Origin of the sequence: Leifsonia sp. NPDC014704, assembly GCF_043083605.1 — a bacterium.
Taxonomy (GTDB): Bacteria; Actinomycetota; Actinomycetes; order Actinomycetales; family Microbacteriaceae; genus Leifsonia.
Window position 1 is genome coordinate 275,431 of record NZ_JBIBYW010000002.1, and the last position, 23,088, is coordinate 298,518.

Annotated in this window: 24 protein-coding genes; 16 read left to right on the forward strand and 8 right to left on the reverse strand. The window is 70.9% G+C overall.

Annotation, left to right across the window (positions count from 1 at the left end):
- Nucleotide 1: 1 nt before the first annotated feature.
- Together ACF1AJ_RS12775 and ACF1AJ_RS12780 are read right to left on the reverse strand one after the other, a co-directional pair.
- The gene (locus tag ACF1AJ_RS12775; protein WP_391507697.1) at nt 2-1,003 is read right to left on the reverse strand and encodes a hypothetical protein; all 1,002 of its coding nucleotides are present in this window, start codon (nt 1,001-1,003) and stop codon (nt 2-4) included.
- Nucleotides 1,004-1,109: 106 nt separating this feature from the next.
- Nucleotides 1,110-1,745: a hypothetical protein gene (locus tag ACF1AJ_RS12780; RefSeq protein WP_391507698.1), complete on the reverse strand. Its 636-nt coding sequence runs from the start codon at nt 1,743-1,745 to the stop codon at nt 1,110-1,112.
- Between the two features lie 69 nt (nt 1,746-1,814).
- Between ACF1AJ_RS12780 and ACF1AJ_RS12785 the strand changes: the two genes are divergently transcribed.
- Complete coding sequence (locus ACF1AJ_RS12785; protein ID WP_391507699.1) at nt 1,815-3,155, forward strand: MATE family efflux transporter; 1,341 nt, start codon at nt 1,815-1,817, stop codon at nt 3,153-3,155.
- Nucleotides 3,156-3,233: 78 nt separating this feature from the next.
- Here the strand turns inward: ACF1AJ_RS12785 and ACF1AJ_RS12790 are convergent, their stop codons facing one another.
- A complete protein-coding gene (locus ACF1AJ_RS12790; protein WP_391507700.1) occupies nt 3,234-4,442 on the reverse strand; it encodes an amidohydrolase in 1,209 nt (402 codons plus the stop codon).
- Nucleotides 4,443-4,446: 4 nt separating this feature from the next.
- Entirely contained in the window at nt 4,447-5,538 is a 1,092-nt protein-coding gene (locus ACF1AJ_RS12795; protein WP_391507701.1) for a LacI family DNA-binding transcriptional regulator, read from the reverse strand.
- A 69-nt stretch (nt 5,539-5,607) separates the two neighbouring features.
- Here ACF1AJ_RS12795 and ACF1AJ_RS12800 point away from each other — a divergent pair, with 69 nt between their 5' ends.
- Complete coding sequence (locus ACF1AJ_RS12800) at nt 5,608-6,870, forward strand: MFS transporter (RefSeq protein ID WP_391507702.1); 1,263 nt, start codon at nt 5,608-5,610, stop codon at nt 6,868-6,870.
- Between the two features lie 24 nt (nt 6,871-6,894).
- Here the strand turns inward: ACF1AJ_RS12800 and ACF1AJ_RS12805 are convergent, their stop codons facing one another.
- Nucleotides 6,895-7,941, reverse strand: a complete 1,047-nt coding sequence (locus ACF1AJ_RS12805; RefSeq protein ID WP_391507703.1) for a lactonase family protein — start codon at nt 7,939-7,941, stop codon at nt 6,895-6,897.
- Between the two features lie 45 nt (nt 7,942-7,986).
- Between ACF1AJ_RS12805 and nucS the strand changes: the two genes are divergently transcribed.
- The 4 genes from nucS to ACF1AJ_RS12825 all read left to right on the forward strand — a co-directional run bounded on the left by nucS (nt 7,987) and on the right by ACF1AJ_RS12825 (nt 10,357).
- On the forward strand, nt 7,987-8,682 hold the full coding sequence (gene nucS, locus ACF1AJ_RS12810) for an endonuclease NucS (protein WP_018189138.1): 696 nt from the start codon (nt 7,987-7,989) through the stop codon (nt 8,680-8,682).
- A complete protein-coding gene (locus ACF1AJ_RS12815; RefSeq protein ID WP_391507704.1) occupies nt 8,682-9,101 on the forward strand; it encodes an SseB family protein in 420 nt (139 codons plus the stop codon). The genes nucS and ACF1AJ_RS12815 overlap by 1 nt, the downstream gene beginning before the upstream one ends.
- A gap of 37 nt (nt 9,102-9,138) precedes the next feature.
- Nucleotides 9,139-9,816, forward strand: a complete 678-nt coding sequence (locus tag ACF1AJ_RS12820) for an HAD hydrolase-like protein (RefSeq protein ID WP_391507705.1) — start codon at nt 9,139-9,141, stop codon at nt 9,814-9,816.
- 103 nt (nt 9,817-9,919) lie between these two features.
- Nucleotides 9,920-10,357: a hypothetical protein gene (locus tag ACF1AJ_RS12825; protein ID WP_391507706.1), complete on the forward strand. Its 438-nt coding sequence runs from the start codon at nt 9,920-9,922 to the stop codon at nt 10,355-10,357.
- A gap of 90 nt (nt 10,358-10,447) precedes the next feature.
- Here ACF1AJ_RS12825 and ACF1AJ_RS12830 read toward each other — a convergent pair whose 3' ends face one another.
- Nucleotides 10,448-12,352 carry a BglG family transcription antiterminator gene (locus ACF1AJ_RS12830; protein ID WP_391507707.1) on the reverse strand — a complete coding sequence of 635 codons (1,905 nt, stop codon included), beginning with the start codon at nt 12,350-12,352 and terminating at the stop codon, nt 10,448-10,450.
- 165 nt (nt 12,353-12,517) lie between these two features.
- Between ACF1AJ_RS12830 and ACF1AJ_RS12835 the strand changes: the two genes are divergently transcribed.
- The 10 genes from ACF1AJ_RS12835 to ACF1AJ_RS12880 all read left to right on the forward strand — a co-directional run bounded on the left by ACF1AJ_RS12835 (nt 12,518) and on the right by ACF1AJ_RS12880 (nt 21,273).
- On the forward strand, nt 12,518-12,826 hold the full coding sequence (locus ACF1AJ_RS12835; protein ID WP_391507708.1) for a PTS sugar transporter subunit IIB: 309 nt from the start codon (nt 12,518-12,520) through the stop codon (nt 12,824-12,826).
- Between the two features lie 63 nt (nt 12,827-12,889).
- Entirely contained in the window at nt 12,890-13,156 is a 267-nt protein-coding gene (locus ACF1AJ_RS12840; RefSeq protein ID WP_018189132.1) for an HPr family phosphocarrier protein, read from the forward strand.
- A gap of 16 nt (nt 13,157-13,172) precedes the next feature.
- Entirely contained in the window at nt 13,173-14,882 is a 1,710-nt protein-coding gene (gene ptsP / locus ACF1AJ_RS12845) for a phosphoenolpyruvate--protein phosphotransferase (RefSeq protein WP_391507709.1), read from the forward strand.
- Entirely contained in the window at nt 14,879-16,396 is a 1,518-nt protein-coding gene (locus ACF1AJ_RS12850) for a PTS mannitol transporter subunit IICB (RefSeq protein ID WP_391507710.1), read from the forward strand. The genes ptsP and ACF1AJ_RS12850 overlap by 4 nt, the downstream gene beginning before the upstream one ends.
- A complete protein-coding gene (locus ACF1AJ_RS12855; RefSeq protein WP_391507711.1) occupies nt 16,393-16,830 on the forward strand; it encodes a PTS sugar transporter subunit IIA in 438 nt (145 codons plus the stop codon). Before ACF1AJ_RS12850 ends, ACF1AJ_RS12855 begins: the two co-directional genes overlap by 4 nt.
- Entirely contained in the window at nt 16,827-17,999 is a 1,173-nt protein-coding gene (locus ACF1AJ_RS12860) for a mannitol-1-phosphate 5-dehydrogenase (RefSeq protein ID WP_020076114.1), read from the forward strand. The genes ACF1AJ_RS12855 and ACF1AJ_RS12860 overlap by 4 nt, the downstream gene beginning before the upstream one ends.
- 96 nt (nt 18,000-18,095) lie before the next feature.
- Nucleotides 18,096-19,292, forward strand: coding sequence for a type III polyketide synthase (locus tag ACF1AJ_RS12865; protein ID WP_391507712.1), 1,197 nt, complete (start codon nt 18,096-18,098; stop codon nt 19,290-19,292).
- Nucleotides 19,289-19,816 (forward strand): isoprenylcysteine carboxyl methyltransferase family protein, encoded by a 528-nt coding sequence (locus tag ACF1AJ_RS12870; RefSeq protein ID WP_309855633.1) that lies wholly within the window; start codon nt 19,289-19,291, stop codon nt 19,814-19,816. Before ACF1AJ_RS12865 ends, ACF1AJ_RS12870 begins: the two co-directional genes overlap by 4 nt.
- A complete protein-coding gene (locus ACF1AJ_RS12875) occupies nt 19,813-20,853 on the forward strand; it encodes an NAD(P)/FAD-dependent oxidoreductase (protein ID WP_391507713.1) in 1,041 nt (346 codons plus the stop codon). Before ACF1AJ_RS12870 ends, ACF1AJ_RS12875 begins: the two co-directional genes overlap by 4 nt.
- Nucleotides 20,854-20,988: 135 nt before the next feature.
- Nucleotides 20,989-21,273, forward strand: a complete 285-nt coding sequence (locus ACF1AJ_RS12880) for a hypothetical protein (protein ID WP_309855629.1) — start codon at nt 20,989-20,991, stop codon at nt 21,271-21,273.
- A gap of 132 nt (nt 21,274-21,405) precedes the next feature.
- On the opposite strand, the gene ACF1AJ_RS12885 is transcribed toward ACF1AJ_RS12880, so the two are convergent.
- Nucleotides 21,406-21,765 (reverse strand): hypothetical protein, encoded by a 360-nt coding sequence (locus ACF1AJ_RS12885; RefSeq protein WP_391507714.1) that lies wholly within the window; start codon nt 21,763-21,765, stop codon nt 21,406-21,408.
- Entirely contained in the window at nt 21,762-23,069 is a 1,308-nt protein-coding gene (locus ACF1AJ_RS12890) for a chaplin family protein (protein WP_391507715.1), read from the reverse strand. The genes ACF1AJ_RS12885 and ACF1AJ_RS12890 overlap by 4 nt, the downstream gene beginning before the upstream one ends.
- Between the last annotated feature and the right edge of the window lie 19 nt (nt 23,070-23,088).

The following is a 23,088-nucleotide window of genomic DNA, read 5'->3' on the forward strand; positions in this document are numbered from 1 at the left end:
CTCAGGCTTGACCGCACTGCACCGATTCGATGCCGACATAGTCGTACTCGGAGGCATCGTCGGGGATCGTCAGGTCGTACGGGACGCCCGCCTCGAAGTCGACGGTGGTGGTCCAGGAGTCGAGCGTCTCGCCCTCGGGGGTGTCCGCGAACGTGGCGGTGACGGTCGCACCGGCGCAGGTCTGGCCGGGCGTCAGTTCGAAGGTCCAGCCGTCCACGTAGTGGACGTGCACGCCGTCGACGTCGTAGTCCTCGACCTCGGAATCGCCGGAGCCGGGGTCCGAGGGCTCCTCGGACGGGTCGTCGGACGAGCCGTCGCCCGGGTCGCTGTCGTACGGCGAGGCACTCGAGCTGCTCTCGGCCTGTGCGATCCGGCTGGCACTGGCCCCGATCGAGGCGATGACGAGGACCGCGACCAGCAGGATGGCGAGCCCACCCACGATGCCGCCCACGGTGATGCCCACGATGGCGCCGGTCGACATTCGCTTGCGGGGCGGCGGGGGCGGATAGCCCTGGTACGCACCCAAGGCACCGGAGCCGTAGCCCGGCGCGGGTTGCCCGGGCTGGGGCTGGCCGGGCTGAGGCTGGCCGGGCTGAGGCCGGCCGGCCTGGGCGAACCCCTGCTGCGGAAAGCCCGGCGGCGGGTAGCCGCCCTGCGCTGGGCCGGGGTACGACCCCCCGCCCGGCGTCTGGGTCGGCGCGCCGTGCGGTTGCTGCGGGGCGAAGGGAGGCTGCGGCTGGGTCGGCACATTCTGAGGCGGATACGGCTGCGCCGGCTGAGTTGGCGCGTTCTGCGGCGGGTACGGCTGCGCCGGCGCGTTCTGCGGGTACGGCGGCTGCCATGCGGATGCCGCGACCAGCGCATCCCGTGCCGCCGTCAGGGCGTCACGGCGCTGCGCATCGGCACCGGCCTCCGCGAGCCGCGCCTGGTAGGTGCGCTCCACCTCGTCGCGTGTCGCCGCGGGCGACACCCCCAGCAGTTCTGCCGCCTCGTTCGGACTCACCGCGCCCCCCGTTCAGCTCACGCGTATGGGTCGATCGTAGTGGCGGATCGCCCAGCCGCGCCCAGCCATTGAGGACATGGCCGGAGCGACCTCAGCCGGAAACCGGTCAGACGAGCGCCGCGCCGAGCCCGCGTGTCAGCCCGGGAGCATCCCGTCGGCCCGGACGCTCTGCCGTGGCGATCTCGCCGAGCTCACGGATCACCCGGTTGTAGTACGCCGCAGCCACGCCCGTGCGGTACGCGGCGGGCTGCAGGTCCGCCTCGTTGCGCAGACGGATCTCGGCCCGCGCCGCCTCGATGGGCGTGATGATCTTGACACCCGCGCGGTATCGGATCAGCCGGTGCACCCACTGGTCCAACGCCTCCGGCAGCCCTTTCGCCACACGGTCGTGCTCGGTGGCGAGGGACGTACGGGAGCGCGCTGCCGACGCGCTCGTCGGCCCACCGGCCGACGCTGTCCCGTTCGCGGCGGCCTCGCGCTCGGCCGCGCGCCGATCGGCCGCCATGACCGACAGGAGGTCGTCGTGCCGGTTGGCCTGCCGCGACAGCACGTCCAGCTCGTCGAGAGCCGTCGCGTACTCCTCCTCGTAGTCCGCGTAGTCGGCCGGATGCGCGGCGCGGTCGTTCACGAGGTCGGTGCGCGCGGTGGCCGCCTGCGCCCGGGTGAGCACCGTGCGACCGTTGCGCACGCGCTCGAGCCGCCAGGACCAGGTCGCGAGGGGTTCCGGCATCAGGTGGCTCATGGCTCCACTGTAGGAAGGGCCACCGACATCCGTCCGGCGACACGACGTCGGCGGCCCGGGCTAGCGTGGATGGTCGTGAGCACCCTTCTCCGCCGCCCGGTCGACCGCGAGATCCTCCGCCTCGCCGTTCCCGCTCTCGGGGCCTTGGTGGCGGAGCCGGTCTTCCTGCTGGCCGACTCGGCGATGGTCGGGCACCTCGGGGTCGCGCCCCTCGCGGGCCTCGGCATCGCGAGTGCGGTGCTGCAGACGATCGTGGGGCTGATGGTCTTCCTCGCCTACAGCACGACTCCCGCCGTCGCGCGGCGGCTCGGAGCGGGCGACGAGCGCGGTGCGGTCGCGGCGGGCGTGGACGGCTGCTGGCTCGCGCTCGTGCTCGGGGTGGTGCTCGCGGGCGCCGGGTGGGTCGCCTCGCCGTTCCTGGTGAGCCTCTTCGGAGCGTCGTCCGAGGTCAGTGAGCAGGCAACCCAGTATCTGAGCCTCTCCATGCTCGGGCTCCCGGCCATGTTGCTGGTCTACGCCGCGACCGGGCTGCTCCGCGGACTCCAGGACACCCGCACGCCCCTCGCCGTCGCCGTCGCCGGCTTCGCCGCGAACATCGTGCTCAACTACCTGTTCATCTACGTCGCCGGACTCGGCATCCGCGGGTCGGCGCTCGGAACCGTCGCGGCGCAGTGGGCGATGGTGCTGGTGTACGCGATCATCGTCGCCCGTCACGCCCGCCGGGTCGGAGCCTCCCTCCTCCCCCATCACACGGGCATCGGCCGGACGGCGCGTGCCGGCGGCTGGCTGTTCCTCCGCACGGCGAGCCTGCGTGCGGCCATGCTTCTGGCGGTCTTCGCCGCAACCCGTCTCGGACCGGACGAACTCGCCGCCTTCCAGGTCACGATGACCGTGTTCGCAACGCTCGCCTTCGCCCTCGACGCCCTCGCCATCGCCGCCCAGGCACTCATCGGGAAGGGTTTGGGGGCCGGCGACCTCGAGAACGTCCGTGCGGTGCTGCGCCGGTGCGTGCAGTGGGGAATCGGGGCGGGCGCGGTGCTCGGCCTGGTGACGATCGCTCTGAGTCCGCTCGCGGCGGGCCTCTTCACGAGCGATGCGTCGGTCGCCGCGCTGCTGCCCCTCTCGCTGGCCATCGTGGGCGCCGGCGCCCCTCTGGGCGGATACGTGTTCGTGCTCGACGGGGTGCTCATCGGCGCCGGAGACGCACGTTATCTCGCCCTCACCGGCCTCGCGAACGTCGCCGTGTTCATCCCGCTCGCGGTCGCCGCCGCGGTCTGGGGCGGGCACGACGCGACCGGCCTCGCCGCCCTGACAGCGGCATTCGCCTTCGGCTACCTCGGCGCCCGCGCGCTCACGCTCGGCCTCCGTGCGCGCGGCCGCACATGGATGCGTGCGGGCGCGACGATCTGACTCTCACCCTTCGGCCGCTGCGCCTTTCCTGCCGGCGGCCCGCCAACGGCCTCGCCGATGCTCGCCGCCGGTCGGCCCCTACGCCAGCCACTCCCGCGCAGCGACCACGAGCGCCCGGACGCCGGTGTCGATCGTCGGCTGCGGAAGCGGCGCGAAGAACGGCGAGTGGTTGGTCGGGATGTCGGTGTCGACCGTACCCGCCGCCATCGCGGTGAGCACGGTCTCCGGGTCGGCCCCTCCGAGCATCCAGTAGACCAGCGGAGCGCCGGCGGCGGTGGCGAGGTTTCCGACGTCTTCGCTGCCGGAGAGCGCCCCGGGGTGCAGCACCCGGTCGGCCCCGAACTCGGCCGCGAAGGCCGCGTTGACCCGCTCGGTCGACTCGGGGTCGTTCACGGTGACGGGGTAGCGCTCTCCCCACTCCATATCCGGAGCCTTCGGGGCACCGGACGCCTGCGATTCCGCCGCGATGACGCGGTGCACGCCGTCCAGCACGCGCTGCCGGACCTCCTCGTTGAAGCTGCGCACGCTGATCCCGAGCGTGGCTTCGGCCGCAATGATGTTGTTCTTCGTGCCGGCGTGGAGGCTCCCGACGGTCACCACCGCGGTGTCCTGCGGTGCGATCTCGCGCGACACGACCGTCTGCAGGCGCATGACCGTCGCTGCCGCCATCACCACCGGATCGATCGTCGTCTCGGGCCGGGAACCATGACCGCCGCGCCCGTGGAGCGTCACCTCCATCGTGTCGACCGCTGCCATGGCCGCGCCGGGGTGCGCGCCGACCATCCCGGCCGGGTAGGGCAGCACGTGCTGCCCGAGCACCACATCCGGAACCGGCACCTTCTCGTACAGACCGTCGTCGACCATCACCTGGGCCCCGCCGCCGTGCTCCTCCGCCGGCTGGAAGAGCGCGACGAGGGTTCCGGACCACTCGCTCCGCGCGTCGTTCAGCGCCTCGACCGCACCGAGCAGACACGTGATGTGGATGTCGTGGCCGCACGCGTGCATCAGCGGCACGGCGTTGCCCGCCTCGTCGGTCACCGTCTCGGTCGAGGCCCACGGGAGCCCGGTCTGCTCGCGCACGGGGAGCGCATCCATGTCGGCCCGCAGCAGCACGGTCGGGCCGTCGCCGTTGCGCAGGACGCCCACGACACCGGTCGTGGCGATGCCGGTGTGCACCTCGAGCCCCAGCTCGGTCAGCCGCTCGGCGACGATGCCGGCGGTGCGATGCTCGGTGAAGGCGAGTTCGGGGTGGGCGTGAAGGTCGCGGTAGAGGGCTTCGAGATCCATGCCGTCAGCCTACGACCGGCGCTCCCGAGGAGACCCGCGGAGCCGCCGTTGTGTTCCCCTGGTGGAAAACGCTGGTGAATGTGGAGGGAATCGGCTCTGCACCCTCCAGCATCTCGACGACCGCTCGGCCGGCCGCCCGGCCCTTGTCCACGGCGGGCTGAACCAGGGTCGTGAGGTCGTAGGGCCAGAGGCCGTCGACGCGCACGCCGTCGAAGCCGACGACGCTGACATCCCACGGCACCTCCAGACCCAGCTCCTCCGCCGCACGGATGACGCCCGCAGCGAGCAGGTCGCTCTGGGCGATGATGGCGGTCGGCCGGTGTCGTGCATCGGCGAGGATGGCGCGGCCGGCCGCGCGGCCCTCTTCCACGAACGATCCGCGGGTGACCCAGCCGGGTGCATCAGGGAAGACGTCACGGGCACCGGCCAGCCGGTCGAGGGCGGTCGTGGAGCTCGCCGCCGCCAGGCGGTCCGGGGTCAGCGGCCCGCGCGCTCGATCGCGGGTGAGCGACAGGGTCACCACGGAGACATCGCGGTGGCCGAGGTCGTAGAGGTGCTGTGCGGCGACCCGGGTGGCCTCCCGGTTGTCCTGGCCGATGGTCGGGACGCCATCGGCCGGGTCGCCCTCGATCGCCACCAGCGGGATGCCGCGCTGGCGGAGCGTGGCGACCGACTCGTCGAGACGCGGGCTGCAGCCGATCAGGACCACCGCATCCATCGGCGCGTCCTCGATGCGCTGCGCCGCCTCGCCGGCGTCGGTGAGGATGAGGAGGCCCGCGTCGATCGCGCCGATCTCTTCCGTGATGCCGTCGAGGAGGGCGATCTTGATGGGGTCGCGGAAGGCGTCGCGCACGCGCTCCTCCATCACGACCCCGACGATGCCCGAGCGGCCGCGGCGCAGCGACCGCGCCCGAGGGTCCGGACCGGCGTAGTTGAGGCGCTTCGCCGCGGCGAGCACACGCTCGCGCGTGGCATCGGAGACCGGCCCCGTTCCGGAGAAGGCGAGCGAGGCGGTGGAGTTCGAGACACCGGCCAGGCGGGCGACCGCAGCCAGAGTGGGCCGGACGCTCGCGGGGACTGTGCTGGGTTCGTTCACGTGTGATAGCTTAGTCGAATCGTTTCGATCGAAACGATTCGAGCCGACGAACCCACAGGAATTCGCCCGATGTCACAGCCGATCTCGACCACCACGCGCTCCCGTCGGGAGCTCACCGCCTGGCGCAACGCGGTCTTCGTCATCTTCATCCTCTCCGGGCTCGCCCTCGCGACCTGGGTGGCCCGCATCCCGGGCATCCGCGACGATCTGGGGCTGGGCAAGGACCCGTCCGCGGTCGGCCTCCTCATCCTCGGGATGTCGGTGGGCGCCATCCTCGGCCTCACCGTCTCCTCCCCGATCCTGGTCCGCTTCGGTCCGCACCGCGGGATGGTCGGCGGGCTCGTGATCGTCGCCGTCGGCATCCTGTTCATCGGCTTCGGCGCGACGACGTTCCATTCCATCCCCTCGGTCGCCATCGGGCTCATCCTGCTCGGCTTCGGCAACGGCATGGTCGACGTGATGATGAACGTAGAGGCCACCGCCGTCGAGCGCGAGATCGGCAAGACGCTGCTCCCGCTCATGCACGCCTGCTTCAGCCTGGGAACGGTGCTCGGCGCCGGCATCGGCGCAGCGGCCGCCGCGCTCGGGGTCGCGGTCGTCTGGCACCTGCTGGTCACGGCCGTTGTGATCGTCGCGATCGCCATCGTCGCCGTCCGCTACATCCCGCGCGAGGCCGAGCTGGGCGACGAGGCGGCCGAGAAGGAGCGCATCCCCTTCGGCGAGCGCATGCGCACCTCGCTGGCCGTCTGGGCCGACTGGCGGCTCATCCTGATCGGCGTCGTCATGCTCGGCATGGCGTTCGGCGAGGGCTCGGCGAACGACTGGATCTCGCTCGCCGTCGTCGACGGGCACGGCCAGGCGAACTCGGTCGGCGCACTGGTCTTCGGCTTCTTCGTGGTCGCGATGACCGTCGGCCGGGTGGTCGGCGGCCCGATCGTCGACCGCATCGGTCGCGTCAACGCCATCCGGATCACCGCCGGGATGGGCGCCGTCGGCCTCGTGCTGTTCATCGTGGGCGGCCCGATGTGGCTCGTCGTCATCGGAACCGTGCTCTGGGGCTTCGGCGTCTCGCTCGGCTTCCCGCTCGGCATGTCGGCCGCCGCCGACGGCGCCGCGAACCCCGCCGCACGCGTCTCCGCGGTCGCGATCATCGGGTACTGCGCCTTCCTGGCCGGCCCGCCGCTGATCGGCTTCCTCGGTCAGCACTTCGGCCTCCTCAACGCGCTGTTCCTCGTGCTCGCGCTGCTGATCGCCGCGTTCCTGGCCGCACCGGCCGTGCGCCCCGTCGACGCGCCGGCCGAGCGTCGCGCCGCCTCCCCCGACCCGGCCTGACCCGCCGCCAGACCTGACGCCCCGCTAGACGAAGCGGAGGCAGACCGGCGTCGGGACGGGCCATGTGCCGAGCAGCCGGAGGCTGCGCTCGTCGTCGTCGAACGCGAACACCGCGACTTCGTCGCTGTCCTGGCAGGCCGCCAGCACCCGATCGCCGCCGGGCGCGATGACGAGGTCGCGCGGCGTGCGTCCGCCGACCGCGACCGAGTCGACCAGCCGCAGCTGCGACGCCTCGGCGTCGAAGGCGAGGACCGCGACCGCGTCATCCCCCCGGTTGCTCACCAGCACCGTGCGCCCGGAGTCGCTGATGCACACCGCGGCGGGCAGGTTGTCGCCGTCGGCCCCGTCTGCTCGGGTCGTCGTGCTCTGCGCCCGGACGAAGCGGTCCCCCTCCCGCCGCAGCACGTCGACGCTGGAGTCGAGTTCGTTCACCAGCACCGCGTGACGGTCGTCGGGATGGAACGCCAGGTGCCGCGGGCCGGCCGAGCCGAGTACGACGGTCGCGTCCGGGCGCAGAGTGAGCTCGCCGGCCTCCGAGAACGCGTACCAGCGGACCTCGCCGATGCCGAGATCCACGACGACGACGTCGCCGCTCACCGGGTCGACGCTCAGCTGGTGCACGTGCGGCGCATCCTGCCGCTCCGGGTCGGGTCCGCGGCCCTCGTGCCGCACGAACGCGGTGCGCTCTCCGAGCGATCCGTCAGCGGCGAGCGCGAACACCGACACCGTGCCGCCGCCGTACGTCCCCGCGATGAGGAAGCGCCCGCCCGGGTGCACCACCGCGTGCGCCGGAGACGGCCCGCCGCTCGACGCCGAGCCCAGCTCCGTCAGCGAGCCGTCGGCCGCGCGCGCAAAGGCCACGAGGCCGCCGTCGGGCTCCGTCTCGCTCACCGCGTACACGTGTTCACCACCGGGCGCGGCCGTCACCCAGGACGGGTTCGCCACCCGCGCCGCGACCGACACATCGGTCACGTCCGACCCGTCGAAGCGGGCGCTGAGCACCCCCTCGGCGTGACCGTCGACGTGCGGGAGGCGTTGGGTGTAGGTGCCGATGAGGAGCTCGTGGGCCATGCCGACCATCCAACCACCGTCGCCCGCTGCACTTAGGATGTTGCGGTGCGCCTCGTCATTGCCAACTGCTCCGTCGACTATGCGGGACGGCTCAGCGCGCACCTGCCGCTGGCGACGCGGCTGCTGATGCTGAAGGCCGACGGCAGCCTCCTCGTCCACTCCGACGGCGGGTCGTACAAGCCGCTCAACTGGATGAGCCCGCCGTGCACCCTGACCGTCGACGAGCCCGACGAACTGCAGCGTGCGGCCGGCATCCGCGAGGTCTGGCGCGTCACCCAGGCGAAGACCGCAGACATGCTCGTCGTGTCCATCCACGAGATCATCAGCGACACCGCGCACGACCTCGGCATCGATCCGGGGCTGCAGAAGGATGGCGTGGAGGCGCACCTCCAGAAGCTGCTCGCCGAGCAGATCCACCTTCTCGGAGACGGCCACGTCCTGGTCCGCCGCGAGTACATGACCGCGATCGGCCCTGTCGACATCCTCGCCCGTGATTCCGCGGGGGCGGCGGTCGCCGTCGAGCTGAAGCGGCGGGGCGACATCGACGGCGTCGAGCAGCTGACGCGCTACCTGGAGCTCATGAACCGCGACCCCCACCTGGCCCCCGTCACCGGCGTCTTCGCCGCCCAGGAGATCAAGCCGCAGGCGCGCACGCTGGCGGAAGACCGCGGCATCCGCTGTCTGGTGCTCGACTACGACGCCATGCGCGGGCTCGACGACAGCGACAGCAGGCTGTTCTGATGGCGCAGCCGCGGTTCCCCCAGAGCTACGAGAACGTCCCGGTCCGCACGGCCCTGACGACCCTCGCCGCCGAGCCGACCCTCGAGAACCTGGATGCGCTGCTCGCCGCCGCGGTGAAGGGCGGCCTGGTCGTGGATGTGACCGGCTCCACTCCCCAGGAGACCCGGCTGCGCACCATCAGCTCCACCACCGGCGAGGCGGTGCTGCCGCTCTTCACGTCGATGAACGCGCTCCGCGCAGCCGTCGCCCAGTCGGCGGAGGGCGAGGGGGCGCGGGTGCAGGCGGCCATCGTGCCGGCCCTCGAGGCGTTGCGATTCATCCGCACCGCCGAGTTCGTGGCCGTCCAGTTCGACCCCGGAGCGGCGCACACCATGGTCGTCGCACGTTCTCACATCGAATCCGCCCTCGGCGAGCGCTGACCTGGGCCTCAGATACGTCACATACCATAGGACCGCTATGACCAACCCGACCCCCACCGTCACCCGAACCTGGACCTGCGTCCTCTTCGACCTCGACGGCACCCTCACCGACTCCGCACCCGGCATCACCTCGTCGCTCGCCCGCATGTTCGCGACGATCGGTCAGCCGGTGCCCTCCCCCGCCCAGCTCCTCGAGTACGTCGGCCCGCCGCTGCTCGACTCGCTGCAGAGCCTGGGCGGCATGACCGAGCCGGCCGCTCGGCACGCCCTCGCCGTCTACCGCGAGGACTACGCCGCCCACGGCGCGTTCGACTCCGCGGTCTTCCCGGGAGTGCGCGGCCTGCTGCAGCGCCTGCACGCGGCCGGGATCCCGCTCGCCATCGCGACCAGCAAGCCGGAGGCGCAGGCGGCCCGCATCCTCGAGCACTTCGGCCTGGCCGAGTACTTCGACGTCATCACCGGCGCGACCGACGACGAGAGCCGCAGCGCCAAGGCGGATGTGGTGGCAGAGGCCCTGCGCCGTCTCGGCGAGCGCGGCGTCGACCTCGAGCACACCGTCATGGTGGGCGACCGCCAGTACGACGTCGAAGGCGCCGGCGCGCACGGCCTGCCGACCATTCTCGTCGAGTGGGGCTACGGATCGCCCGCCGAGGCCTCCGGGGCCATCGCGGTCGTGCACTCCGCCGACCAGCTGAGCGCCCTGCTGCTCGGCTGACCGCTTCCGGCACTGTTCACCGACACGGACTAGGCGGCGCCGTGTGCTCACGGGTAGGCTGATGTGTTGCGAAACCGCACCTCATACAGCACTAGGAATCCATATGCGCACACGTAATCCGTTCGTTCCGGCTGCCATCGTGGCGGCCCTCACCATCGGCTCGCTGGCGGCCTGCTCCAGCGGCGGCAACACCAACTACGTCTCCTCGCACACGCCCGCGTCGTCGTCCTCGTCGGCCGCCGGTTCGTCCGAGGACGCGAAGTCCGAGGAACTGCCCTCCGACTTCCCGAAGGACGAAGTCCCCGTCGTCGACGGCACCGTCGTGGTCGCCCGCGGCGACAAGGAGAACGGCTGGTCGATCACCGTCCAGCCGTCGGGCAAGAACGGCTTCGCCGACGCGAAGTCCGCGCTCGAGGGCAAGGGCTTCACGCAGCAGCCCAACGCCACCGACACGTCCGCCGTCTACACCAACGACACCTACACGGTCTCGGTGAAGACTCCTGGCGTCTCCGTGACGTACAACGTCACCGCCAACCAGTAACACCGCACACCATCAAAGAGCTCCGGAGTTTTTCTCTCGAATCGACCGATTCGACCCGAAAAACTCCGGAGCTCTTGGCTTGGGTCGGGGTCAGGTGTCGATGATGCGGACGAGCTCGTCGATGAAGGCGGTGAACGTGTCCGAGCGGCGGATAAGGCCGAGCACGGTCTCGCGGTCGGAGAACACCTCGACGAACTGGTCGAAGACCGTCTGGAAGGATGCGCGACCCGCCGCCGAGAAGGCGATGAACGCGATCACGTTGACCCGGGCGTCGCCCCAGTCGATCGCCGTGTCGTTGACGACGATCGCGATCGCCGTGCGGTGCGCGCTCATCGTCATGGCGTGCGGCACCGCGAGGGAGTCGGTGAACGCCGTCGACGACATCTGCTCGCGCTCGACCGTCTGATCGACGTACTCCTGGTCGATCGCGCCGGCGGCGATCATCCGGTCGCCGAGGGCGCGGATCATCGTGATCGGGTCGCGGGCGTAGAAGTTCCGCAGGAACAGGCTCTCGTCGAAGTACTCCAGCAGCTCGCTCTTGATCCGCGCACGATGGCGCTGGCGGCGGATGCGGGATGCGGCCTGACGGATGTGCTCGACGTCGGTCTCGGTGAGGAACGGCTGCACGATGACCGTGTTCTCGCGCCGGCCGCGCGGGTCGATGGTGGTCAGCACCAGGTCGGCGTCGATGGCGTCCCAGTCGGCGTCGGTCGACGTGATGACACTGGTGATGTCGAGCTCGTCGCCGAGCGTGCTCTCCAGCCGGTCGCGCAGCAGGATGTGCATGTCGTAGTAGTTGGGGCACACCACCGCGCAGGTGACCGCATCCCGGCGCCGGGACTGCTGCTCGAGGTAGGCGCCGACGTGCATCGCGATGTAGGCGATCTCGTCGTCGTTGACCTCGATGCCTTCGGCCGCCTGCAGCCGGCTGGCGATGTAGACCGCGAGCTCGTAGATCATCGGGTACGAGCTCTTGATCGACCGGGTGAGCGGGTTGCGCGAGTAGGTGTTCTCGTGCGCCCGGGCCACCAGGTTCTGCACGTGCAGGGTGAGCCGCACGATGAAGTTCTCGTCGTGGAGGTCGACGAGGTACTCGGTGGATGCGCGGTCCACGATGCCGCGGACCACCGCCAGGTCGGCCGGGCTGACGAACTCCTCGACCGTGTCGCGTCCGGCGCCCGGTGCGATCACGCGCGTGCGCATGAGGATGGCCAGGTAGCGCAGCTCGGTCGTGTCGAGCGCGGTGCCGAAGTGCCGCTCGATCAGTTGGCCCAGGTCGTGCGCGAGCGAGCGGATGGTCTCGCTCGCCTCCGGCTCTTCGACAGCGGGGAGCACGCGATCCTTGGCGACTCGGTCGAGAGCGACGGCCATATGCAGGAGGACGTCGTTGATGCCGTACTCGTTGACGAAGAAGCCGCGCGCGTCGAGCATCGCGACGAGGTCGGACTTGAAGTCGACCAGACCGCTCGACCCGAACGCCTCCTGGATGCGTGCGACATCGACGACGCTCTGCCGCATCTCGTCGCGGAACAGCCGACTGAGCAGCTTCCGCCGAGCGATCTCCGGCCCGAGGAGCTGCACGCCGGCGCCGTGGCGTTCGAGGGCGAGCTCCGTGCCGGAGAGCAGCCCGCGCATCCTCGTCAGGTCCGACTCGATCGTGGAGTCGCTGACGAACAGGCTCTCGGCCGTCTCGTAGACGTCGATGCCGTCCGGCTCGTCGAGCAGCCGCCGCGCGAGGAACACCAGCCGTTCCTGCGGCGAGCCGGCCGTTCCCGTCTCCGAGCTGCCGTCGCCTGCCAGATAGGCGGCGTAGGCGTCGGGCTTCACGCGGTAGCCGTTGGAGCCCGACTCTACGACATCGCCGAGCGCCGCGGCATAGCTGCGGATGCTCCGGGTCGTCACCCCGATGTCGTGCGCGAGCTCGGCGGCCGTCACCCAGGCAACACGACGCGCGAGGATGTCGAGCATCCTCGTCTGCTTCGCCGAGAGCGCCACCAGCGACCACCTTTCCCGACGAGTCAACCACCCCATAGGGTGCCGCCGTGCGCTTCCGGCCAACTTTCCGCACCCCCGGAAGAAACGCTGCTGGAGCGCGGGTGCATAGCGAGCGAGCATTGCTGACGTTCCATGAGCTCCACCCAGCACGAAAGGCAAGGATCGATGAAGATCGTGGTCGTCTGCGGCGCCGGTGCGTCCAGCACCTTCGTGGCCGTCAAGCTGCGCAGTGCCGCCCGTGAGCGCGGGGCGATCATCGAGGTCCAGCCGGGGAGTGCGAGCCAGCTGGAGTCCCTCGCCGGAGTGGATGTCGTCCTCGTCGGCGCGCACCTCGAGTCGGCCGTCCCGGGCATCCGTGAGCGCGCAGCGGCGACCGGCACCGCGGTCGCCGTCCTGCCCCCCGTCTCCCCGGCCGCCCTCGACGGCGAGCGCGCCCTGGACCTGGCTCTCAACGCCAAGGCGGCGGCACTATGAGCAGAGTCGCATACGGAATGGCGGCGGCCACCAGGCCATCACGGAACGAAGGAGACCACAACCATGGCTGAACGGATCATCACGGTCGGATCGACGCACGGGCTGCACGCCCGCCCCGCGAAGCTCTTCGTGGAGGCGGTCAACAGCTCGGGCGCGAAGGTGAAGCTGACCAAGGAGGGCGGCAAGACCGTCGACGCCGGCAGCATCCTCGGCGTGATCTCGCTCGGCATCGACCACGGCGACAAGATCGTGCTCACCACCGACGCGGACAATGGCGAGGCGGTCCTCGACGATCTCGCGGTGATCCTGGCCACGGACCACGACGCCTGAGCGCGGCGGACGCATCATGAGCGACACGAACATCCTCACCGGCGCCGGCATCGGCCAGGGCGTCGCCGTCGGCCCCGTCCTGCGGATGTCGGCCCCGCTGCCCGAGCCGTCTGACCAGCCGAGCACCCGCACCCCCGACGAGGAGAAGGCCCGCGTGCAGCAGGCCGTCGCCACCGTCGCGGCCGACCTGCGCCAGCGCGCATCCACCGTCCAGGGCACGGCGGCGGATGTGCTCGAGGCGCAGTCGATGATGGCGGAGGACTCGACCCTGGCCGACGACGTCGCCTCTCGGATCGACGGCGGGAAGACCGCAGAGCGCGCCGTGTTCGAGGGCTTCGCCGTCTTCCGCGACATGCTCACGGAGCTGGGCGGCTACATGGGCGAGCGCGCCGGCGACCTCGATGACGTCTCGCAGCGCGTGGTCGCAGCCCTGGAGGGCAAGCCGGCGCCCGGCGTCCCGCACTCGGAGACGCCCTTCGTCCTGGTCGCGCACGACCTCGCACCCGCCGACACCGCTTTGCTCGACCTGACCAAGGTGCTCGGGCTCGTGACCACCGAGGGCGGCCCGACCTCGCACACCGCCATCCTGGCGCGCGAGAAATCCATCGTCGCTGTCGTCGGCGCGGCCGGCGCCGGAAGCCTGGCCGATGGCGACGAGGTCGTGGTGGATGCGGCGGCCGGCACGGTCACCGTCTCGCCGAGCGAGGCCCAGCGTGCTGAGGCGCTCCGTCGCATCGAGGAGCGTGCTGCCGCCCTCGCCGGCGGAGTCGAGCCGGGCGCTCTGGCCGACGGCACCGCCATCCCGCTGCTCGCCAATCTCGGCTCGGCCGCGGGCGCGGAGGACGCGCTGGCCGCCGGCGCCGAGGGCGTCGGGCTGTTCCGCACCGAGTTCCTCTTCCTCGACCAGCGCCTGGCGCCCGACGTCGCCCAGCAGCGCGAGCAGTACGTGAAGCTGCTCAGCGCGTTCGGGGGCGGTCGCAAGGTGGTCGTTCGTGTGCTCGACGCCGGCGCCGACAAGCCGCTCGAGTTCCTCAACGACGCGCACGAGGACAATCCGGCGCTCGGCCTGCGCGGGCTCCGCTCGCTGCGCGCCAACGAGGACATCCTCCGCGAGCAGCTCACCGCCCTCGCCGAAGCCGACGCGCAGACCGACGCGGACCTCTGGGTCATGGCCCCGATGGTCTCGACGGTCGAGGAGACCCGCTACTTCACGGAGCTCGGCCGCGAGTACGGCCTGAAGACCGTCGGCGTCATGGTCGAGGTCCCGTCGGCGGCGCTGCTCGCCGACCGTGTGCTCCAGATCGCGGACTTCGCCTCCATCGGCACCAACGACCTCACGCAGTACACCCTTGCGGCCGACCGCCTGCTCGGTTCGGTCGCCGGCTTCCAGGATCCGTGGCATCCCGCTGTCCTCCGCCTCATCGGCGAGGTCGGTGCGGCAGGCGCGGCTTCGGGCAAGCCCGTCGGCATCTGCGGAGAGGCGGCGGCGGACCCCCTGCTCGCCGTCGTGCTCGTCGGCCTCGGCGCGACGACGCTCTCGATGTCGCCCGCGGCGATCGCCGACGTGCGGCTCTCGCTCAAGCGCTACACCCTCGGCCAGGCGCGTTCGCTGGCCGAGACCGCCCTGGCCGCCGATGGCGCGGCCGAAGCGCGGGCGGCGGTCCGTGAGGCCGCCGACCGTTTCACCTCACCAGCCCCCGACAACAGAAACGAGGCACCACAATGACATCGGCGACACAGACGTCGGCGACGGCGTCGGCCCCGAAGAAGCCCAACAGCGCGCGCGTCCACGTGCAGCGGTTCGGCACCTTCCTCTCCAACATGGTGATGCCCAACATCGCCGCATTCATCGCGTGGGGCATCGTCACCGCGCTCTTCATCGCTCAGGGTCCGTTCCCCAACAAGGACATCGCGAGCCTCGTCGGCCCGATGATCACCTACCTGCTCCCGCTCCTCCTCGCCAACACCGGCGGGCGCCTGGTCTACGGCGTGCGCGGCGGCGTGGTGGGCACCATCGCAGCCATGGGCGTGATCGTCGGCACCGACATCCCGATGTTCATCGGAGCGATGATCATGGGACCGCTCGGCGGCTACCTGATGAAGCAGGTCGACCGCATCTGGGAGGGGAAGATCAAGGCGGGCTTCGAGATGCTCGTCAACAACTTCTCCGCCGGAATCCTCGGCTTCCTGTTGGCGATCGGCGCGTTCTTCGGCATCGCCCCGCTGGTGCAGGGCCTGAGCAAGGCGCTCGAAGCCGGTGTGGACTGGCTGGTGTCCGTCCACCTCCTCCCCCTGGTCAGCATCCTGGTCGAGCCGGGCAAGGTGCTGTTCCTCAACAACGCGATCAACCACGGCGTGTTCACACCGATCGGCACACTGGAGTCGCAGCAGGCCGGCAAGTCCATCCTGTTCCTCATCGAGACGAACCCCGGCCCCGGGGCCGGAATCCTGCTCGCCTGGGCGATCTTCGGTCTCGGTGCAGCCCGCGCGGCCGCTCCGGGCGCGTTCATCATCCAGTTCTTCGGCGGCATCCACGAGATCTACTTCCCGTACGTGCTGATGAAGCCCATCCTGATCATCGGCGCGATCCTCGGCGGCATGACCGGCGTCGCGGTGAACGTGGCCTTCCAGACCGGCCTTCGAGCGCCCGCGGCGCCAGGATCGGTGTTCGCGATCTTTGCGCAGGCACCCGTCTCGAGCATGCTGGGCATCGCGCTGGCGATCATCTCCGCTGCCGCGGTCTCGTTCGCTTTCACCGCGATCGTCCTGCGGTCGAGCCGCAAGCGCGACCTGCTGGCCGGCAACGCAGGCGACCTGTCGGCCGCCGTCGCCCAGGCCGAGGCGAACAAGGGCAAGTCCTCCTCGGTGCTCGGCGGCCTCGTCGACGAGGCCGAGCACGACACCGGCGACGCCCAGGGCGACGCCACGGATCGACTGGTGCGCAACATCGTGTTCGCGTGCGACGCTGGCATGGGTTCGAGCGCGATGGGCGCGTCGGTGCTCCGCAACAAGATGAAGAAGGCCGGAGTGGAGGGGGTCACCGTCACGAACCAGGCGATCAGCAACCTCGACGGCACGGCCGACCTGGTCATCACACAGCAGCAGCTGACGGATCGCGCCAAGGGCCAGTCGCCCGACTCGATCCATGTCTCGGTCGACAACTTCATGAACAGCCCCAAGTACGACGAGGTCGTCGACCTCGTCAAGAACCAGCGAACCACGGAGGACGCCAACAAATGACCGACACGATTCTCGACCGGGCGAACGTCGTGGCCGCGGGCACCGCGACCACGCGGGAGGACGCGATCCGGGAGGCGGGTGAGCTGCTCGTGCAGGCGGGCGCCGTCGAGCCGGGTTACGTCGACTCGATGCAGGAGCGCGAGAACACCGTCTCCACCTTCATGGGGAACGGCCTCGCCATCCCGCACGGCACCAACGAGTCCAAGGACGAGATCAAGCGGTCCGCGCTCTCCTTCATCCGCTACTCCTCGCCGCTCGACTGGGGCGGCGAGGAGGTGCGGTTCGTCGTCGGCATCGCCGGTCAGAACAACGAGCACCTCGAGATCCTGTCGAAGATCGCCATCCTCTTCTCGGAAGAGGACGACGTGCAGAGGCTGCTCGACGCCCCGGACGCCGAAGCGCTCTATGCGTTGCTGGGAGATGTGAACGAGTGAAGGCCGTCCACTTCGGAGCGGGCAACATCGGACGCGGCTTCGTGGGGCTCCTGCTCCACGAAGCCGGGTACGAGGTCGTGTTCGCCGACGTCAACGCCGAGCTCATCGATGCTCTGGCAGCGGCGGACTCGTACCGGGTCCACCTGGTCGGCGAGGACTCGGAGACCAAGACCGTCACCGGGTTCCGCGCGATCAACAGCGCGACCGAAGAGGATGCGCTGGTCGCCGAGATCGCCTCCGCGGACGTGGTGACGACGGCGGTCGGCCCGCGCATCCTCCGCTTCGTCGCCCCGGTGATCGCCCGCGGTCTCGCCGCTCGGGCGGACGACGCGCCCCGCCTGGCCGTGATGGCGTGCGAGAACGCGATCGGCGCCTCCGATCTGCTGGCGGCGGAGCTCATGGACGGTCTCCCGGACGACGACACTCGCGAGCAGCTCGCCGCGCGGGCGGTGTTCGCGAACACGGCCGTCGACCGCATCGTCCCCGCGCAGGCGGCGGACGCCGGAATCGACGTGACCGTCGAGACGTTCTACGAGTGGGTCGTCGACCGTTCGCCGTTCGCGGGGCACGCGCCCGAGATCCCGGGCGCCCACTTCGTCGACTCCCTCGGCCCGTACATCGAGCGGAAGCTGTTCACGGTCAACACCGGGCACGCGACTGTGGCATACACAGGCTTCCTTCACGGGGCCACCACGATCAGCGAGGCCATCGCGATCCCCGCCGTCCGGGAGGCGGCGGAGGCCGCTCTGCGCGAGACCTCGGCGGCGCTCACCGCCAAGCACGGCCTGCCGGAGGAGGAGCTCGCCGCGTACCGCGCGAAGATCCTGGGCCGGTTCGCGAACCCCTACCTGGTCGACGAGGTCACTCGTGTCGGGCGCGAGCCCATCCGCAAGCTCGGCAGGAACGACCGCTTCATCGGTCCGGCGTCCGACTACGCGGAGCACGTCGGCGGCATCCCGACGGCCCTGATCCAGGCGGTCGGCTCCGCCCTGCGGTTCGATGTGCCCGAGGACACACAGAGCGTCGAGCTGCTCAAGCTGCTCGACGAGGCCGAGCCCGCCGCGATCGTCGAAGAGGTCATGGGCGTTGAGCCCGGCGAACCGCTCCACGAGCCGCTCGTGGAGACCGTCGCCCTGGCTCAGCAGGAGCGCTTGGACGCGGCGCTCTGACAGCTGCGGCCGGGCGGCTCCCCCCGCCGTCCGGCCGCCCCTGAGCATCCGCCGACCGCAGATCACAGCGCGCGGGGCTGGTGGTACGTTTCGCATGTGAGCCGAATCGTGTCGGTGGCCCCGGTGCTCCCCGCCCGGAGCTACAGCCAAGGGGAGATCACCGCGGCGCTGCTCGCGATGATCACGTCGGACCCGGCCAGGCAGCAGGTGATGCGCCGCATCCACGCCTCCTCCGGCGTGCAGAGCCGCAGTCTCGTGATGCCGCTCGAGCGCTACAGCTCGCTGGGCTCGTTCCAGGAGTCGAACGACTTCTTCATCGCCGAGGGGACGACGCTGGCCGAGCGAGCCGTGACCGCTGCGCTCGACTCCGCCGGTCTGGCGCCCACGGACGTCGACTTCCTGCTCTTCACCTCGGTGACCGGCATCGCCGCGCCCTCGATCGACGCCCAGCTGGTGTCGCGGCTGGGCCTGCGCACGGACGTCAAGCGCCTCCCGAGCTTCGGGCTGGGATGCGTCGCCGGAGCCGCGGGGATCGCCCGCGTCAACGACTACCTGGCCGGACACCCGGACGAGGTGGCCATCCTGCTCTCGGTGGAGCTGTGCTCGCTCACGGTGCAGGCGAGCGACGACTCGATGGCGAACATCGTCGCGAGCGGCCTCTTCGGCGACGGCGCTGCGGCCGTCGTCATGGTCGGCGATCGGCGCGCCGAGCAGCTGGGTCTCGCAGGCCCGGACGTCGTCGACTCGCGCAGCCACATCTATCCCGACACCGCCGATGTGATCGGCTGGGACATCGGCGGCACCGGCTTCCGCATCGTCCTCAGCGCCGGCGTGCCCGAGGTCATCGAACGCAATTTCGCCGGCGACGCCCGGGGCATCCTCGCCGCCCACGATCTGGAGGTCTCGGACGTCGGCGCCTGGGCGGCGCATCCCGGCGGCCCGAAGGTGCTCGAGGCGTTCTCGCAGGCGCTCGACCTGCCGGACGGGGCTCTCGACTCCAGCTGGCGTTCACTCGCGAACGTCGGCAACCTGTCCTCGGCGGCGGTTTTGCACGTGCTGGCGGAGCATCTGGATGCGCACGCGGCCGGCACCATCGGGCTGCTGTTCGCACTCGGCCCGGGGGTGACCAGCGAACTCGTCCTGCTGCGCTGGGCGGATGGCGCGGAGCGCCCCGCACCCGCCGCCGTGCCCGCCGCCGTCGAGGCTGGCGCGCCCTCGGCATCTGCCGCTCCAACCGCATCCGCCGCTCCGGCCGCGCTTCCCGCGGCCGCGATGATCGACCCGGTCCCGTGATCTGGTACACCGTGCTCGTCCTCGCGACGGGCGCAGAACGCATCGCCGAGCTGATCGTCTCGACCCGCAACGCGAAGTGGTCGTTCGCCCGCGGCGGCGTCGAGTTCGGCAAGGGGCACTTCCCGCCGATGGTCGCGCTCCACACCGGACTGCTGCTGGCGTGCCTCGCCGAGGTCTGGTTCGCCGACCGGCCGTTCCTGCCCTGGCTCGGCTGGCCGATGCTCGTGCTGGTCTTCGCCAGCCAGGCTTTGCGCTGGTGGTGCATCGCCACACTCGGTCCGCGCTGGAACACCCGCGTGATCGTCGTGCGCGATCTGCCGCTCGTGACCGGCGGACCGTACCGCTGGTTGAAGCACCCCAACTACGTCGCCGTGGTCGTCGAGGGCTTTGCCCTGCCGCTCGTCCACACGGCGTGGATCACCGCGCTCGTGTTCACGGTGCTGAACGCGTGGCTGCTCGTCGTGCGCATCCGCTGCGAGAACCGCGCCCTCGCCACCGTTCTCGCCGCACCGGCACGCGCATGAAGGCACAGGTCGTCGTGGTCGGGGGCGGCCCGATCGGCCTCGCCTGCGCCATCGAGGCACGCGTGGACGGCTTGGAGGTCGTCATCGTCGAACCGCGGGTCGGGCCGATCGACAAGGCGTGCGGAGAGGGCCTGATGCCCGGGGCGCTGGCCGCCCTTCACCGGATCGGCGTCGACCCCGCGGGGAGACGTCTCGACGGCGTCGCCTACATCGATGCGGACTCGCGGGTGGAGCACCGCTTCGCCGAGCGCCCGGGTCGAGGCGTGCGACGGACCGTGCTGCACCAGGCGCTTGCGGAGCGGGCGTCCGAGCTGGGCGCTCACCGCATCCACGCGAAGGTCACCGGTCTCAGCCAGGACGGGGATGGCGTCGACCTGACCCTGAGCGACGGCGCGACCCTGCGTGCCCCGTGGGTGATCGCCGCGGACGGCCTCCATTCGCCGGTGCGCCGCATGCTGCAGCTCGATGGGCGTGTTCAGCCGGGGACCCGGAGACGGTTCGGCCTGCGGAAGCACTTCGCCGTCGAGCCGTGGACGTCGCTGGTGGAGGTGCACTGGTCGGCCGGGGCGGAGGCGTACGTGACTCCCGTCGACGAGCGCCTCGTCGGCGTCGCCGTGCTCGGCTCCCGGCCGCTCGATGTGGATGAGGTGGTGGCGGGCATCCCCGAGCTCGCCGAACGCCTGCAGGGCGCCGCGGTGGCGACCGATCCGCGCGGGGCCGGCCCGCTGCTCCAGCGCGCTCGTTCACGGGCCTCGGGCCGGGTGCTGCTCGCGGGTGACGCCTCCGGCTACGTCGACGCCCTGACCGGCGAGGGGATGCGCGTGGGCTTCGCCCAGGCGCGGGCTGCGGTCGCCGCAGTGAAGATGGGGAGCACCGAGCAGTACGAACGCGCGTGGCGGGCGACGACACGCGATTTCCGCGTCCTCACCTCGGCCCTGGTCGTGGCGGCGCGCTCGCGCTTCCGGCCGCGGATCGTACCGACCGCCGCTCGCCGCCCGGAGCTGTTCGGGTCGATCGTGGAGCGCCTCTCGCACTGAGGCCGTCGAGCCTGAATGCCTGCATATTCGGGCTTTTAAAGCATGCTTAGCACCTGTGGAATGTGGTCTCCGCACGGGTAGACCGATTAGTATCTGGAATCGAGCATCGACATCGGATATGCCGAAAGGTGAGACATGAACGCATCCGCACCCGGCCCCGTGGACGACGCGACCGCCCCCGAGCAGAAGGCGGTCAAGAAGCGCACGACGGTGACCTTCTACCTGACCGACGCCATGCGAAATCGTGCACGCGCCGCCTACCGCCAGACGTCCTTCGACGAACGCGACGGCAGTTGGTCCGAGATGCTGAACAAGGCTCTCCTGGCCGAGGTCCAGCGTCGCGAGAAGGCCTACAACGAGGGCAAGGTCTTCGTCGGCAACGACGAACCGCTGACGCCCGGGCGACCGATCGGCTTCTGACCCGGCGCTCGGGAAACGCTCCGGACACGACGAACTCCCGGCACGTCGACGGCTGGGGAGCGTCGACGTGCCGGGAAGCGTCCTCCCGCGTCAGCGGGTGTCGGTCACCGGGTGTGGGTCACCGGGTGTCGGTCACCGGGTGTGGTGGCGGCGCGTCCGGTTGGCGGACACGAACGCCAGCATCACTCCGAGGAGAGCGAGCAGGGCACCGAGGGCACCCAGGCCCAGCTCGTCGGAACCGGTGGAGGCGAGGGCCGCGGCCCCCGACGCGCTGCCCGCGGCCAGCGACATCGACCCGCCCGCGGACGCCGTCACCATGCCGGCACCGGTGCCACCCGTGGTCGGGGTGGTCGGAGTCGTCGGGGTGGTCGGGGTCGTGGGCGTGGTCGGAGTCGTCGGGTCGGTCGGGTCGGTCGGGTCGGTCGGCGTCGTGGTGGCACCGGTGGTGGTGCTGTCACCGACGACGCTGATCGCGTTGCCGCCGACGGTCACCGGAACATCCACACCGATCGGCAGGTCGATGCCGCGAGGACGCCGTCATCGCTTCCGCCAGTGGTGCCCCCGGTCGTCGAACCACCGGTCGCCGGAGCGGTGGTGGAGGATCCGGCCGAGGTCGAGTCACCGACCACCGAGATCGCGTTACCACCCGCCGTCACGGGCACCGCAGCGTCGATCGGAGCCTGGATGCCGGACAGCAGCCCGCCGTCCGAACCCGTGCCCGACGTGGTCGTCCCGGTACCGGCTGCCGGGGCCGTCGTGTCCGAACCCGAAGTCGTCGAGTCACCGATCACGGAAACAGCGTTACCGCCTGCCGTCACCGGCACCGCAGCGTCGATCGGAGCCTGGATGCCCGACAGGATGCCGCCATCCGAACCCGAACCCGAGGTCGCCGTGCTTCCACTGCCGGCGGCCGGAGCCGTCGTGCTCGAGCCCGACGTCTGCGAGTCACCGATCACCGAAACAGCGTTACCGCCCGCCGTCACCGGCACCGCAGCGTCGATCGGAGCCTGGATGTCCGACAGGATGCCGCCATCCGAACCCGAACCCGAGGTCGCCGTGCTCCCGCTACCGGCGGCCGGAGCCGTCGTCTGCGAACCCGAGGACTGCGAGTCGCCCAGGACCGAGATCGCATTGCCGCCGACCGTCACCGGCACTGCGGCATCGATCGGAGCCTGGATGTCGGAGAGCAGCCCGCCGTCCGAGCCGGAGCTCGACGCCGTCGCCGACGAGCCGGAACCCGCGGCGGGCGCCGTGGCCGACGAATCGGTCGACGTCGAGTCGCCGATGACCGAGATGGCGTTGCCGCCCGCGGTCACCGGGACATCCACCGCGACCGGCGCCTGGATGCCCGACGCGACGCCGTCCGCGCCGCCCGAGGTGGCGCTCGCTCCCGAGTCGGCGGGCGCCGGAGCGGCAGCCGAGTCGGAGCCGGAGCTGGTGGAATCGCCGAGGACGCTCACCGCGTTCCCGGCCACCGTCACCGGGACGCTGACCGAAGCCACCGCCTGGTCGCCGCTGAGCACGCCCCCGACGGAGTCGGGCGAGATGGACACGGAGGGAGCCGCCGGCGCGGCCGGAGCAGCCGCCGTAGAGCCGCTGCTGGTCGAGTCGCCGAGGACCGAGATGCCGTTGCCCGACAGGGACACCGGAACCGAGATGCCGACGACCGCCTGGTCGCCGCTCGCGACGCCGTCGCCGCTGGGAGCTTCGGCCGCGTTGGCCGCGGCCGTTCCGGCGAGCCACAGGCCGCCGACGCAGAGGGTGAACCACAGCCCTCTGGATACGAACTTGTTCATGATCAAGCCTTTCGAATGA

Excerpts from the sequence above, each read along its gene's own strand:
- ACF1AJ_RS12780 (WP_391507698.1), bottom strand. The coding sequence starts at position 1,745 with ATGAGCCACCTGATGCCGGAACCCCTCGCGACCTGGTCCTGGCGGCTC.
- ACF1AJ_RS12785 (WP_391507699.1), top strand. The coding sequence starts at position 1,815 with ATGGTCGTGAGCACCCTTCTCCGCCGCCCGGTCGACCGCGAGATCCTC.
- ACF1AJ_RS12790 (WP_391507700.1), bottom strand. The coding sequence starts at position 4,442 with ATGGATCTCGAAGCCCTCTACCGCGACCTTCACGCCCACCCCGAACTC.
- ACF1AJ_RS12800 (WP_391507702.1), top strand. The coding sequence starts at position 5,608 with ATGTCACAGCCGATCTCGACCACCACGCGCTCCCGTCGGGAGCTCACC.
- ACF1AJ_RS12805 (WP_391507703.1), bottom strand. The coding sequence starts at position 7,941 with ATGGCCCACGAGCTCCTCATCGGCACCTACACCCAACGCCTCCCGCAC.
- ACF1AJ_RS12815 (WP_391507704.1), top strand. The coding sequence starts at position 8,682 with ATGGCGCAGCCGCGGTTCCCCCAGAGCTACGAGAACGTCCCGGTCCGC.
- ACF1AJ_RS12820 (WP_391507705.1), top strand. The coding sequence starts at position 9,139 with ATGACCAACCCGACCCCCACCGTCACCCGAACCTGGACCTGCGTCCTC.
- ACF1AJ_RS12825 (WP_391507706.1), top strand. The coding sequence starts at position 9,920 with ATGCGCACACGTAATCCGTTCGTTCCGGCTGCCATCGTGGCGGCCCTC.
- ACF1AJ_RS12835 (WP_391507708.1), top strand. The coding sequence starts at position 12,518 with ATGAAGATCGTGGTCGTCTGCGGCGCCGGTGCGTCCAGCACCTTCGTG.
- ACF1AJ_RS12840 (WP_018189132.1), top strand. The coding sequence starts at position 12,890 with ATGGCTGAACGGATCATCACGGTCGGATCGACGCACGGGCTGCACGCC.
- ptsP (WP_391507709.1), top strand. The coding sequence starts at position 13,173 with ATGAGCGACACGAACATCCTCACCGGCGCCGGCATCGGCCAGGGCGTC.
- ACF1AJ_RS12850 (WP_391507710.1), top strand. The coding sequence starts at position 14,879 with ATGACATCGGCGACACAGACGTCGGCGACGGCGTCGGCCCCGAAGAAG.
- ACF1AJ_RS12855 (WP_391507711.1), top strand. The coding sequence starts at position 16,393 with ATGACCGACACGATTCTCGACCGGGCGAACGTCGTGGCCGCGGGCACC.
- ACF1AJ_RS12875 (WP_391507713.1), top strand. The coding sequence starts at position 19,813 with ATGAAGGCACAGGTCGTCGTGGTCGGGGGCGGCCCGATCGGCCTCGCC.
- ACF1AJ_RS12880 (WP_309855629.1), top strand. The coding sequence starts at position 20,989 with ATGAACGCATCCGCACCCGGCCCCGTGGACGACGCGACCGCCCCCGAG.
- ACF1AJ_RS12890 (WP_391507715.1), bottom strand. The coding sequence starts at position 23,069 with ATGAACAAGTTCGTATCCAGAGGGCTGTGGTTCACCCTCTGCGTCGGC.